5 protein-coding genes are annotated in these 14,885 nt (G+C 62.2%); 2 read left to right on the top strand and 3 right to left on the bottom strand.

What is annotated here, in order from left to right; genetic code table 11:
* The first annotated feature begins 26 nt into the window (after window positions 1–26).
* Both HS968_RS15410 and HS968_RS15405 read left to right on the top strand, forming a co-directional pair.
* Entirely contained in the window at window positions 27–11,087 is an 11,061-nt protein-coding gene (locus HS968_RS15410) for a retention module-containing protein (protein WP_182366941.1), read from the top strand.
* Window positions 11,088–11,239: 152 nt separating this feature from the next.
* Window positions 11,240–11,581, top strand: coding sequence for a tryptophan synthase subunit beta (locus HS968_RS15405; protein WP_119691668.1), 342 nt, complete (start codon window positions 11,240–11,242; stop codon window positions 11,579–11,581).
* Window positions 11,582–11,689: 108 nt separating this feature from the next.
* Here the strand turns inward: HS968_RS15405 and lapD are convergent, their stop codons facing one another.
* The 3 genes from lapD to HS968_RS15390 all read right to left on the bottom strand — a co-directional run bounded on the left by lapD (window position 11,690) and on the right by HS968_RS15390 (window position 14,876).
* Window positions 11,690–13,630, bottom strand: coding sequence for a cyclic di-GMP receptor LapD (gene lapD / locus HS968_RS15400; RefSeq protein WP_182366938.1), 1,941 nt, complete (start codon window positions 13,628–13,630; stop codon window positions 11,690–11,692).
* Between the two features lie 9 nt (window positions 13,631–13,639).
* Window positions 13,640–14,320 (bottom strand): cysteine protease LapG, encoded by a 681-nt coding sequence (lapG, locus tag HS968_RS15395; protein WP_182366935.1) that lies wholly within the window; start codon window positions 14,318–14,320, stop codon window positions 13,640–13,642.
* A 157-nt stretch (window positions 14,321–14,477) separates the two neighbouring features.
* Entirely contained in the window at window positions 14,478–14,876 is a 399-nt protein-coding gene (locus tag HS968_RS15390; protein WP_179624677.1) for a YbaN family protein, read from the bottom strand.
* Between the last annotated feature and the right edge of the window lie 9 nt (window positions 14,877–14,885).

The following is a 14,885-nucleotide window of genomic DNA, read 5'->3' as shown; positions in this document are numbered from 1 at the left end:
TCGGCAGCTGTAGTGAGGATGGAATCATGGCTACTCTTATTGGTGTCGTCAGTCAGGTTGTCGGCGAGGTGTTCGCGGTAGCGAGCGACGGATCGCGCCGGCCAATCAGCGAAGGTGATCGGGTCTATGCGGGCGAGCAACTGGTCACTGGAGTCTCCGGTGCGGTTGCGGTGGCCATGACCAACGGGCAGCAACTGACCCTGGGTCGCGACAGCAGCATCACCCTCGATACGCAAATGATCGCGGATCGCGGCGAGTCTCAGGCTCCGGTCGTCGAAACCCCACCGACTGCCCCCAGCGATGACGACCTCACCGATGTCGAGCGCCTGCAGGCTGCCATCGAAGCGGGTGACGACCCGACCCAGCAAGGTGAGGCCACGGCGGCTGGCCCAGGGGCTGGTGCGGGTGGTGCCGGCGGCGCAGGCGGTGGCCACTCGTTCGTACTGCTCAGCGAGGTAGGCGGAGCACTTGACCCGGTAATCGGCTTCCCCACTGCAGGTTTGCCAGGAGGGCCGGAATTTCCAGAAGCTCTGCCAATCGCTACCGCCGATCCTGAAGTGGATGGCATTCCTTCGGGCGGCACTGCCTCGAACGCGGTCGACGAAGATGGCCTGCCCGACGGTATCGTCGGTGGGGTGAACGATCTGGATGGCGAGGCGACGCAGGTCACCGGTGTTCTGGGCTATAGCTTCGGGCCCGACGGTCCGGGCACCTTCACCTGGTCGGCCGCTGGTCTGGCGGAAATGGGTGTCAGTTCGGGTGGTACGCCACTGACCTATCAGGTGAGCCCGAATGGGCTGACCCTGACCGCCTATGCCGGGGAAACGGTGGTATTCGTCGCCCAGGTCACCAACCTGGCGACTGGCGCCTACCAGTTCCAGCTGTTCGCGCCGCTCGACCATGCCGCTCCAGCGCTGGGCGGCAGTGACGAGAATGACATTCTCTACCTGTTCAACTACACCATCACCGATGGCAACGGCACACCAGCCAGCGGCAGCCTGAGCATCCTGGTGGACGATGACAGCCCTGCGCTGGCAGGTGGTGAGGAACGTCCGTTCATCAGGGGCGTGGTCAACGAAGACGCCCTGGGCACTGGCAATGCCGAGCCTGGCAGCATTCCGGAGCAGAAGACCCAGATCATCGGCGAGCCTGGCACCCTGGATGCGCTGGTCAACTTCGGTGCTGACGGCCGTGGTGGCTTCCAACTGAGCACGAACCCTGACGCGTTGGCCGATCTGCAGGCACTGGGGCTTGAGTCGGGGGGCGAAAAACTCGTCTATTCCGTTTCCCCGGACGGTACCACCTTGACTGCGGTCACCGAGACGGGTGGAACTGAGATCTTCACTCTGCAGGTGAACCCCGATGGGGGTTACGTATTCACCCTGCTGGGGCCGATCGATCATCCTCGTACCGACGGCGACGATTCCGAGCGCCTGGGCGACGCTAGTCTGGCACTGGATTTCTCCAAAATGCTGATCGCCACCGACTACGATGGTGACGCGGTGCCGGGCGGTTTCAACGCCGGCAGCTTCGTGATCGACGTCGAAGATGACGTGCCGGTGCTGGTTGATGATGGCATCGACAATTGCCTGACGCTGACTTATCAGGGCGGGGATGCCGGCTACGGCAACAGTTACGGCTACTACATCAAGGGGGCGGATGGCCTTCCGGTCAGTGGCCAGATCATCTGGAGCAATACCTCCGCTCTCAGTGGCGGCGATTCGGTGACTTTGCACGGGCTCGATCCCAGCGAGGTGGGGTTCTTCATCATTCCCAATGGTGCGGCCAACGAGATCGCCAATGGCGCCGAAGTGACCTTCCAACTGGTGGATGGCCAGTGGCAAGCCTTCATCGGCGGCACGCCTTTGGTCGGCGAGGGTGGCGCCAATGTCATATTCGATAATCCAGCGCTCAATCCTGACGGTAAATCCCATGTAGAGGATAACGGCGCACCGGGCAACCAGAACTGGGAAGACGTCAGCGCCGGTGGCGACAACGATTACAACGACGTCAACATCCAGGCCACCTGGACGACCAAGGCACCGGTCGGCGGCACCGTACATGAAGACCAACTGGAAGCGCCGCATCAAGGCAATCCGGAGGCTGGTCAGCGTTTGGTGATCAGTACCGATGGTGGTGCCGGCAGCCTTATGGCGCTGGTGAAGTTCGGCGCTGATGGCCCCGGCGCATTCGGCCTGGCAAGCAGCGCAGCTGTGAGCACTGAGCTTGCCGCGCAGGGCGTCAAGTCGGGTGGCCAGGCGCTGGTCTATACGGTCAGCGAAAGTTTCGATGGCGACGGCAACCTGATAAGTACCACTCTTACTGCTACGGCTGCCGAAGGGGTGGGCGGCTACCCGGTATTCGCTCTGGTGGTGAATGCCGATGGCAGTTTCAGCTTCACGTTGCAGGGGCCGATCGATCATCCGCGCGCCGATGGCGACGACAGCGAGCTGTGGGCGTCGAAGGGCGGTATCGGCATCGATTTCACCCAGCTGTTCACCGCGACCGATGGCGACGGCGATCCGCTGCAACTGCCCGAAGGCGCGAAAGGCCTGTTCGTCATCAATATTCAGGATGACGTCCCGCTGCCGGCTCAGCCCAACCCGCAGCAGCCGGTGGTCGGTGGCCTAGTGCACGAAGATGCGTTGGGTAGCGGCAATGCCGAACCCGGCAGCGAACCGCAGCAAACCCTGACCGCCGAAGGCGGGCCGCGCACGCTGGATGCGCTGGTCAACTTCGGTGCAGATGGTCGCGGTGGTTTCCACCTGAGCCAGGAGCCCGGCGCGCTGTCCGGTCTGCAGGCGCTCGGCTTGACCTCCGGTGGCGTGGCGCTGTTCTACGCCGTGTCGGCGGACGGCACGACATTGACCGCCAGCGCGGGTGAGGGTGGCACGCCGGTCTTCACCCTGCAGGTCGGCGCCGACGGTAGCTACCTGTTCACCCTCAAGGGGGCTCTGGATCACGAGGATCCGAGCGGTATCGACTCGGAGACCCTGGGCGACAACAACCAGGCGCTGGATTTCTCTGGTGTGCTGGTGGCCACCGATGGCGATGGCGACCCGATTGCCGCTGGTTTCCTGCCTGGCAGCTTCGTCATCGACGTGGAAGATGACGTACCGATTCTCAAAACGCTCGACCCGCAGCAGCCCGCGCTGGGCGGTACCGTCCACGAGGATCTGTTGAGCAGTCCGAATGCGGGCAACCCGGATGGCGGTACGCAGACGCTGGTTGTCAGCACCGAAGGAGGGGCCGGCAATCTGAGTTCGCTGGTTTCCTTCGGGGCCGACGGCCCAGGAGCCTTTGGGCTGGTCGACAGCGGTACCGCGACCGGGCTGCTCGATGCTCAGGGGCTCACCTCGGGCGGGGAAAGTCTGGTCTATGACGTGGTTGAAACCCGCGTCGACGGCAAACTGGTCAGCACCACGCTGACCGCGGTTTCCGCTGACAGTCTGAGCAATTACCCGGTGTTCACTCTGGTAGTGAATGCCGATGGCAGTTTCAGCTTCACGTTGCAGGGGCCGATCGATCACCCGGTTGCCGACGGCAACGACGGTGAGCTGTGGGCCAACGACGGGGCGTTCGGCATCGACTTCACCCAGCTATTCACCGCCACCGATGGCGACGGTGACCACCTGCAGTTGCCGGAGGGCACCACTGGGCTGTTCGTCATCAATGTCCAGGATGACGTGCCGGAATTGGTCGTCAGCGAACCGGACTACTGCCTGACGCTGACCTACAAAGGCGGTGATGCAGCGATGTTCAATAGCTACGGCTATTACATCAAGAACGCTGATGGCACGCCGGCCAGTGGTGAGATCATCTGGAGCAATACGCGCTTCCTCGGGGTTGGCACCACCACCACTCTGGAAGGACTCGATCCGGATAGCGTCGGCTTCTTCATCATCCCCAACGGCGCCTTCAATGGTGTCAGTAACGGTACCGAGGTTACCTTCCAACTGGTCGATGGCCAGTGGCAGGCCTTTGTCGGCGGTAGCGCACTCAATGGTGGCGGTGGTGCTGCGGTTGTCTTCGACAACCCGGCGCTCAACCCCAATGGCAAATCCCATGTCGAGGACAACGCCGCGCCCGGCAACCAGAACTGGGAAGACGTCAACAACGGCAACAGCGACAACGACTACAACGACGTCAATATCCAGGCCACCTGGACGGCCAAGACACCGCCTGCCATCGGTGGCACGGTGCATGAAGACAAGCTGACGACCCCCAATGTCGGGAATCAGGAGGCTGGGCAGACGCTGGTTGTAAGCACGGCTGGCGGTGCCGGCACGCTGGCCTCGCTAGTAGCCTTCGGTGCCGACGGCCCTGGCAGCTTCGGCCTGGTGGACAGCGCCACGGTCGCTTCGCAGCTGAACGAGCAAGGGCTGACTTCCGGCGATAAGCCGCTGGTCTATACGGTCAGCGAAAGCTTCGATGACGACGGCAATCTGCTCAGCGCCACGCTGACCGCTACGGCTGCCGCGGACGTTGGTGGCTATCCGGTGTTCACCCTGGTGATCAATGCCGATGGCAGCTTCACCTTCACCCTGCAAGGGCCGATCGACCATCCGCAGGCCGATGGCAACGACACTGAGTTGTGGTCGAGCGACGGCCAGATCGGCATCGACTTCACCCATCTGTTGGCCATCACCGACGGTGATGGCGATCCGCTGAACATCCCCGAAGGTGTTGGCGGCCTGTTCGTGATCAATATCGAGGACGATGTGCCGACCCTGAGCCTCGGGGTCAACGCTCAGGCATTGGCTCAGCTGGAAGTGGCGTTGGACGAAACCCGTGGCAATCAGGATCGTTATGCCGCCAACGACGACCAGAGCCAGGGCTACGTGAACGACGATAATGGCGCGTTGGCCAAGGTCACCACCCAACTTGCCGGTGGCCTGACCTCGCTGTTCACCATCGGTGGGGCAGCAGGGGCTGATGGCGAGGCTTCGCTCAACGGCACGCTGAGCTTCTCCGGGGTGCCGGCCCAGGGGCTGGCCACCACACTTTCGGCCACCAATGGCGGTGCCATCCGCCTGTTCGTCGACCCGGCCAACAGCCAGGTCATCAAGGGTGTCGATGCCACTGGCGATACGGTCTTCACCATCGCCATCGTCACTGTCGATGGTCAGCCGCAACTGCAGACCACGCTGTTCGAAGCGATCCGCCATCCGGACAACGATCAGCGTTTCGACGAGGCGGTCGATCTGCTGATCAAACACCAGGGCTCGTTGCAGCTGCAGTATCAGGTCACCCGTGTCGACGGTGATGGTGACGCGGTGACCCGTACCGCGAAGGTCGAGCTTGCTGGCGGCAATTCGTCCTATTTCTCCTTCCAGGACGACGGCCCGAAAATCATCAAGTTCGAGCTGGGTCACAGCGTCAAGCTATACGTCGACGAATCCGTTGGCAAAGGTGGTTCCAGCCAGAACGAACCCGGTCAGGCTGCGCCGAATGACGAGCAGGGCCACGGCAATGTGCTGGGTTACGCCCGGATCGACGGCGACAAGCTGTTCAAGTTGACCGCCGATGGTGGTTCGGATGGCCTGGACAGCAGCCGTACCCGCTTCTCCCTGAGCCTTGCCAGTAATGGCGTGGACTCCGGGCTGAATGCCACGGCCGGCGGCGACATCCTGCTGTACAAGGAAGCCGATGGCAGCATCCTGGGTAAAGCCAATGGCGTTACGGTATTCAAGATCAGCGTCCATGCCGCTGACGGTAGCGTGACCCTGGTGCAGTACAAGGCCATCGCCCATGGTGACACCAGCAGCCATGACGAGTTGGCGCTGCTCAAGGATGGCGTGCTGAAACTGAACGTGACGGTCTATGACAAGGACGGCGACTCGCAGAGCGCCAGCCTGGATCTGGGCAAGGTGGTCGGCTTCGAGGACGACGGCCCGAAAATCACTAAGTTCGAGCTGCAGCATGGCACCAAGCTGTACGTCGACGAATCGGTGGGCACCACAGGTTCCAGCCAGAACGAGAATGGCCATGTCGCGCCGAACGACGAGCAAGGCCATGGCGATGTGCTTGGCTATGCCAGCATCGACGGCAAGGATCTGTTCAAGCTCACGGTGGATGCCGGTTCGGATGGCCAGGATACGTCGCGTACCCGTTTCGAGTTGAACCTGAGCCAGGACGGCGTGGACTCCGGGCTGGATGCTACCGCAGGCGGCGATATTCGTCTGTACAAGGATGCCGACGGCAACGTGCTGGGTGTGGCCAATGGCGTCACGGTATTCAAGGTCAGCGTCAATGCCGGCAGTGGCAGTGTGACCCTCGTGCAGTACGAGGCCATCGCCCATGGCAATACCAGCAATCATGACGAGCTGGCGCTGATTCGCGCCGGCGTGCTGAAGCTCGGCGTGACTGTCTATGACAAGGATGGCGATTCCCACAGTGCCAGTCTGGATCTGGGCAAGGTAGTCGGCTTCGAGGACGATGGCCCCTCCGCGGGCATCACCAATGCCGCCTACGCGCTGGACGATGAAGGTCTGCCCAATGGCATCAACGGTGGTGAGGGCGACGTGACAGGGGCGAACACCACGGTCTCTGGCACGCTGGTATTCGACGCCGGCTCTGATGGTCTGCGTGGCATCTCCCTGTCCGGGCCGAGCGTGTTGGGCACCGAGAACGTCACCTCGACCTGGAACGCCGGCAGCAAAACGCTGACCATCAGCAGTGCCGAGCGCGGCACGCTGGTGACCGTGGTGTTGACCGACCCGGCGCTCGGCAAGTACGAGCTGGAGTTGCATCAGCCCCTGATGCATCCGGCTGGCCAGGACGAAAACGACATCAAACTGCAGATCGGCTACACCGTGACCGATGGTGATGGTGATACCGCCGTGGGCAAGCTGGTGGTCACGGTCAACGACGATACCCCGACCATCCAGGCCATGCAGCCGGGCTTCGAGTCGCAGGCCACCTTCCTCGGTACCGATGCCGGCTATCACAACAGCTACGGCTATTACTCGCGAGATGCCGAGGGCAATCCATCCGTGGGCAAGGTGATCTGGGCTGATGTGAAAGCGCAGGCGGCGGGAACCACCTTCGATCTGGATGGGCTCGACCCGAGTGAGGTGGGTTTCTTCATCATCCCCAATGGTGCGGCCAACGTCGCGCTCAGCAATGGCGCCGAACTGACCTTCCAGCAGGACGCTGATGGCAACTGGCAGGCCTTGCTGGGCGGGGTGCCACTGACCGGTGCTGGCGGTGCCAACGTGCTGTTCGACCGCGCCGAGTTCAACCCGGGCGGCTCGCACCTGCAGGACAACGCCGCACCCGGCAACCAGAACTGGGAGGATGTGACCAACAATCCCGACTACGACTACAACGACGTCAACACCAACGTGACCTGGGGCATGCCGCTGCAGGTGGACGAGACCTATCTGGGTACGCCGGATGCAACGGTCAGCCGCAACTTCAGCTCGGCCTTCAACGCCGAGTATGGTGCCGACGGCCCTGGTTCTCTGGTCTACGAACTGGTGATCAAATCGCCGAACTCCGGGCTGGTCGATACCGAGAGCGATGAAGCGGTCAAGCTGGTGTTCAACGGCTCGGTGCTCGAAGGCCGTACCGAAACCGGTAACGAGCTGGTCTTCACCCTGAGCGTCGACGCCGCAGGACTGGTGACTCTGACGCAACTGAGGGCCGTGGTTCATCCCACCGCCCAGCCGGATGAGTTGCATCTGCTGGGCAGTGACAAGATCGGGCTGCAGGCCACCATCACCGACGCCGACGGCGATCAGGATTCGGCCAGTATCGACCTGGGTAAGGTGCTGGGCTTCCGTGATGACGCACCGATGGCGGTCAACGATGAGATTGCCGGTGAGGTCTCACGTTCGGCAGTCGATCAGGTCGTCGGCAACGTCAACGATCTCACCGGCAATGACAGCTTTGGCAACGATGGCAAGGCAAGCGTCTCGCCGGTGCAGATCATCGGCCAGGGCAGTCAGGGCGGTACGCTGGTCATCGATCCCAGCGGTAATCTGGTCTACAGCGCTGGCAGTGGGGCCAGCGCCGGTACGGAGGTGTTCACCTATCAGATCACCGACGGCGATGGCGACGTTTCCACGGCCACCGTGACCCTCACGCTCGGTGGCAATGACCCGGTCGGTGGTCAGGCCTCTGGCAGCGTCGACGAGGATGGCTTGACCCATGGTCTGGCCGGAGGCCCCAACGACCTGGCTGGTGAAGCCACCACGGCTGTTGGGCCACTGGGTTATCAGGTAGATAACTTTGGTGGTTTCGCCTGGGATGCCAGTGGCCTTGGCAGCCTGTCTTCAGGCGGCTCGCCACTCAACTATCAGCTCAGTGCTGATGGCAAGACGCTGAGCGCGTTCGATGCCGGTGGCAATCCGGTCTTCACTCTCAGCCTGACCAACTCGGATACCGGGCAATACAGCTTCAAGCTGTTCAAACCGCTCGATCATCCGGCGCCGGACGTTGCCGGTACGGCAGACGAGAACGACCTGAACCTGGCCTTCTCCTACAAGGTTTGGGACTCCGCTGCGCCTTCGGCTCCGGCCACGGGTAGCCTGACGATCACGGTGGATGATGACTCGCCGGCCACGCCCGATGACATCGCCAAGTCTGCCAGCGAACCGCAAGGCATCCACACCAACCTCATGGTGGTGCTGGATCTGTCCGGCAGCATGGACGATGCGCCGTCAGGCGTCAGTGGCTTCAGCACCAAGCTGGCATTGGCCAAGGATGCCGTGCAGCGTCTGATCGACAGCTACGACAACCTTGGTGACGTGATGGTACGCATCGTCACCTTCGCCAACACGGCGAGTGCTGTGGGCAATGTCTGGATGACCGCCGCCGATGCCAAGGCCTGGCTCACCGCGCTGGCCAACAACGCCGGCAACGGTTCGACCAACTATGACGATGCCCTGATCAAGGCGATGAATGCCTACGACTCGGCCGGCAAGCTCACCGGTACCGGCGTGCAGAGCGTCTCGTACTTCCTCTCTGACGGGCAGCCGACGTTGTCCAACGCCAACCCGGGCAACAACAACAGCGGCAGCCAGTACAACCCGGAACTGGGCGATGGTATCGGTGCCGGCGAAGAGGCGGACTGGATCGCCTTCCTAACGGCCAAGGGCATCAAGTCCTATGCGCTGGGCATGGGCCTGGGCAGTGACCTCGACAAGACCTTGCTCAACCCCATCGCTTATGACGGCAAGGCGGGCGCCAACACCGATGGCATCCTGGTCTCCAACCTCAACCAGCTCAACGACACCTTGCAGGGGACGGTGATCGGCACGGTTATCTCCGGCAACCTGATCAGCGAGGGCAGCAATGGCTTCGGCGCCGATGGCCCGGGTCTGCAGCCGATTGCTGCGATCACCCATAACGGTGTGACGTATACCAGCGCGTCCGCTGGCTACGATGCGGCGAGCCATACGCTGACCTTCACCACCGCGGGGGGCGGCTCGTTCAGCGTTAATCTGCTCACCGGGGCTTACACCTACAACTTCAACGGTGATGTGGCTCAGGACGTAACGGACACCATCCGCTATACCCTGATTGATCGTGATGGCGACGCGGCCACTGCCGAGCTGAAGCTGACCATCACCGACAGCAGCGAGGTGCATGCCTACGACAACTACAACCAGGCTATCGTCGGACAGAAATGGGTCACGCCCGATCCGGTAACCAAGGTGCTGGCGGACTTTTCCAGTACCAGCAATCCGGCTTCGTCCGGGCCCAACTACAACCCCTGGATATTCGATACCACCGATAACGGCAACGTGAGTGGCAATGAAACCACGGTGATCACGCAGGCCAATGTTCTGGATGTGTCGGGTAGCAAGTGGGGCGCCACCGCGATCAGTTCGACCAATGGCGTCAGTGTGCAGAGTGGGGCACTTCAGCTCGTTGACAGCGACCGTAACGCCGGGGTCAGTACCAAGGCTGCAACGCCGACCTTCGAGGTGGCCGAGGGCAACACGGCCAAGGTCTCGTTCGACCTAGGCAGCATCAGCAACTTCAGCAGCAGCGGCTCGGGCGATCAGTTCACCTGGACGTTGTACAAGCAGAACGGTAGCGCTTGGGAGCTGGTGCAGAGCGGCACCCATGCGTCCAGTAACTCGACTACCGTCACCAGCAACAGCGTGGGCGAAGGTACTTATCGCCTCTACTTCGAGGTCAATGATCGTACCAACAACAGCAGCAGCTACCGCGTCCGGGTGGACAACATCACTCTGATCACCGTGGCAGCCGCGATGCTGGTCGACACGGCCACGGCGGTGGCGGGCAACGTGCTGACCGATGCCAACAACTATCTCTACAGCGACCATCCATGGGGCGCAGTGGATAGCAAAGGTAGCGAGGGGGCTACGCTCAGCGTGCTGGACAATGGCAGCTACGTGGCCGTGACCAGCTCCAAAACCATCGACGGGCAGTGGGGTACCCTGGTGCTGCACAGCGACGGGGCCTACACCTACACGCCGGATCCCGACTACGCCAACCTGGGCAAGGAAGATGTCTTCACCTACCAGTTGACTCAGCCGGACGGTGACGTCAGTACCGCGCGCCTGGTGGTCGGGATCGGCTCGGGGCCTGCACCGCAGCCAAATGTGGTGATGGGCCACGAGGCGCTCAACGACACCTTGCTGGGTAGCGAAGGCAGCGATGTGCTGCTGGGGCTGGGTGGCAACGATACGCTCCATGGGCTGGGTGGCAATGATCGTCTGGAGGGCGGTGATGGCAATGACACCCTGATCGGTGGCAAGGGCAACGACATCCTCATTGGCGGTGCCGGCAACGACACCTTCGTGTGGAACGCCGATGATCGTGGTGGCAACTATCACGACATCGTCAAGGACTTCGGCAATGGCGAGGACAAGCTGGATCTGTCGCAACTGTTGCAGGACGTCACTGACTCAGGGAGCGCCGATGTGTTGACCCAGTACCTCAGCTTCGATTTCGTCAGCGAGCCAGGCAGTACGGTGATCAACATCGCCAGTGCAGGCAGTGGCGCACCGGTGGATCAGACCATCACCCTGGAAAACACCATTTTGTCCGGTGGTAATGCTGCGGAGGTCATCCAGGGCATGTTGGACAACAACCAACTGGTTGCCTGAGGTGTGAGAGAAAGCCGTCAGCGTTATGCTGGCGGCTACTCAGATACAAGGAAATGCTTATCAGAGTTTCCTTAGTTCGAGCACTCAACTAGAGTAAGCCCGCTACCCGCTCCGGGTAGCGGGCTTTTTTATGGCGTTTGCTGGAGGCACCGATGGTTTACGTACAGCGTGACGCTGCGGGGCGTTTGTTGCGGGTCGAACATGAACCCTTCGAGGGCATGACGGAAAACCTGGCGGTCGAAAGCGAGGAGTTGCTGACCTGGCTGACAGCCAAGGAGGAGGTCAAGGCGCGTCTGGACAGCCTGAAGCAATCCGATCTGGAACTGGTTCGCGTACTGGAGGACGTGGTCAGCGTACTGGTAGAGCGTGGCGTCATTCGTTACACCGACCTGCCCGAAGCTGCCCGCCAGAAGCTCGATCAGCGTGCCATCGCCCGTGCCGAGATCGAAGGCCTTAGCGGTCTGATCGGTGATGACGATCACCATCTGGTGTAGCCGGCGCGCGTAGGCTGTTGCGCGGCGCCGAGGCCGTGCACTTCGATTGGCACAATCGATACGCGAAGAATCACCGTAGCAAGAGCGCCCCTGACCGCTGCTGTTGGTTCACTGCCAGGGTGCCGGTGCACCTATCAGGCGGCCCATGGCGCCATGTACGCCCAGCTCGGTCAGCACCTCCAGTTCCCCCTGCGTTTCCACCATCTCCGCGATCAGCGGCAGATCGATGCTGTTGGTTGCGCGGAAAATCGCCTCGATGAACAGCCGCTTGTCGCTCTCCTGATCGATGGCGCGAATATAGGTGCCGTCGATCTTCAGATAGGCCAGCCCCAGGTGGGTCAGGTTACCGATCAGGCTGAAGCGCCCGCCGAAGTGCTGCAGGCCCAGACCGTAACCGGCGTCGCGCAGGCTCTGGCTCAGGGCTTCCAGCTCGGCCGGCGGGGGCAGATGGCGTTCGTCGACCTCCAGGGTCAGCAGGCTGGCCTGCTGCGGATGCTCCTTGAGCAACGCCAGAAGCTTTGCCCGCTGCGCCGGTTCCCGCAGGATCGCGGCAGACAGGCTCAAAGCCAGTGGTTCGGGGTGATCGTTCAGGTGAGTGAGGGCATGCTCGAGCATCGCCAGGTCGAAACGGGCGCTCCAGCCGAGGCGTTCGATCCAGGGCAGGAAGCGCCCGGCGGCGATGGCTTCGCCCTGCGGGTCGAGCAGGCGTGCGAGCACCTTGTTTTGCAGGAGCTTGCCGGAAACGCATTCGACCACCGGTTGGAAGTACAGCTGCAACTTGCCCTGGCTCAACGCGTCGTCGATCCAGCCGCGCCAGTCGTGCAGGCCCTGGCCGCTCTGCGCGGTGAAATCGTCGAGGCGTTCCCAGCACCGGCTCGCATTGCTTTGCGCCTGAGCCAGCGCCTGATCGGCGCGGCCGATCACGTTGCCGGGTTCTTCTCCTGGGCGAAACGCCGCGATACCGAGATGGGCCACCGGATTGCAGTCGCTGGCGCCGGTCTGGTGCAAGTTGTTCAGGTGTTCGCTGATTTCTTCAGCAAGGCGATCCGCATCGTCGCGACTCAGGCCCGGTGCGAGCAGGGCGAATTCGCCACCGCGGCTACGCGAGGCCAGCCACTCGCTGCGACCCGGGGCGTCCAGCAGGCGCTTGAGCAGCTCACCCAGGGCACCGATCAACGCATCGGTGCGTTGTCCGCCGAGGCGCTGGTTCAGCCCACCCAGATCGTTGACGCGCAGCAACAGTAGATAGCCTTCGGCGTTCTGTTCGTTGACCACCAGTTGGTTGCTCAGGCGAACGTCGAACTGCCGGCGGTTGGCCAGGCCGGTAAGACTGTCCTGATAGGCCTCTTCACGCAGCTTTTCGCTGCGCGCGGCCTCTTCGGCGAACAGGGTCTTGAGCTTGTCGACCATCTGGTTCATCGCCAGCACCACGCGTTTGAGTTCCGGGGTGCGTGGCACGCGGGGCAGGGTGAGGAATTCACGGCGGGTGATGGCTTGCGCCTGCTGCACCATATTGTCCAGTGGGCGCAGCTGGGTGCGCAGCAGCCAGCCACCGAGCACGGCGCTGACCAGGCCGCAGAGCAGCAGCCAGAGCAGGCTGCCGATGGCACTGTCCCACAGGCGGGCGAGGGCGAACTGCGGGTGGCTGAGCACTTCGACCCGCGCCGCCTGTTCCCAGCCGCGCATGATCAACGCATCGCCGCCCTGCGGGTGCAGATCGACCAGGTTGGCGAACCAGTCCGGCACGTTTTCCGTCTCGATGCTGGTCGTGCGCTCGACCATCACCGTGCCGTCGGCGATGTTCACCACGCGGATGCTGGCGAAATAGCCGCTGTCGAAGATCGAGCTGACCATCAATTCGACCATCGCCGGGTCGTCCACATGCGGGGTCAGCGACAGGCCCAGCGCCGTAGCGGCATCCTGTGCATGCGAGCGCAGCTGACTGATCGACTGTTCGCGTGAGCTCTCGACACTGGCGATGAAACTGCCGGTGAAGGCCACGACCAGGAACAGGCAGATGGCGAGGAACAGTTGCTTGAGTAGGGACATGGTTTTCTCCTAGCCTTCGCCCACGGCGAAACCCTCGGCATGCATTTTTTTCAGGATGTCCTGCCAGCGCGAGAGCTTCTTCGAGTCGCTCTTGCGGGTATTCGAGCCTGGCAGGTAGAGGCCTTCGGCATTGAAGGCGTAGACCGGCAACAGATCCTTGCGCTGCGAGGCGGGGCGTATGTCGTTGATCAGGTTGTCCAGTACCAGCGGCTCGGCGCTTGGGCTGGCGTAGTAGGTCAGCACCATGTGCGCCTGGTTGTAATTGAGCGCTTTGACATAGGTGATGCGCAGCTTTTCGCTGGGAATTCCGAGGCGACGCAGGGTGAAGTACTTGGCGATGGAGTAGTCCTCGCAGTCGCCGGCGCCCTTGACCAGCGTTTCTACCGGGGTGGCCCAGTAGTCGTTCTCACGCCACAGCTGGATATCGTCGACGAAGCGCACGGTACGGTTGAAGAAGCGATTGACCTCGGTGAGCTTGTCGGCTTCCGCCAGCGCGCTGCTGCTCTTGATCAGCTCTTCCCAGTCGAGGATACGTTTGCGCGCCGGGCCGAGTTCGCCATAGCGGCTTTCCGCGTTTTTCAGCACCAGGGCGAAGTCCCAGTTGGCCAGTGCCAGGCCAGCCAGCAGCACGCCGCCGATCCAGAGGATCGACAGATGCCAGCGCCATCCCTGAGTACGCAGCCGTCGCATGGGATCGTTGTCTCCAGGCTTGATGCGCAGAGTCTAGGCGAGGTGTCGGCTTTTTGCCGGCCGCTGCGCTGCAGTAGACGTGCGGTGTCAAAAGGTTGTCGATGACGTGCCTGTCACCCCGCAGTGCGGATGCAATCGGAGGGGCTACCTCAGTACCTCAGGGATTGGGCAGGGTCTTCTGGCGCAGGATGTAGATGCTCACCAACACGGCGCTGGTCAGCATGAAGGTTCGCGCCCAGAACATCGGCACGAGGTAACAGGAGAACGCGATGCTCGCCCACATCAGGCTCAACGCATAGACCTTGGCTTTGCGCGGAATACCCTGGCCGTCGAGGTAGTCTCGAATCCATGGGCCGAGGTGCGGGTGCATCACCAGCCACAAATAGAAGCGCCGCGAGCTTCTGACGAAGCAGGCGGCAGCGAGCAGCAGGAAGGGGGTGGTTGGCAACACCGGCAGGAAAATGCCGATGACGCCCAATGCGACACTCAGCCAGCCCACCGCCAGCAGCGCGTAGCGCACGCTGCGGTGACGGCTCTCGCGGATTTCGCGGGGCATGGCCGAACG

The organism is Pseudomonas berkeleyensis (assembly GCF_014109765.1).
GTDB classification, from domain to species: domain Bacteria; phylum Pseudomonadota; class Gammaproteobacteria; order Pseudomonadales; family Pseudomonadaceae; genus Aquipseudomonas; species Aquipseudomonas berkeleyensis.
The sequence above is the reverse complement of the archived record's forward strand: the minus strand, read 5'-3'. Positions and strand labels throughout refer to the sequence as shown.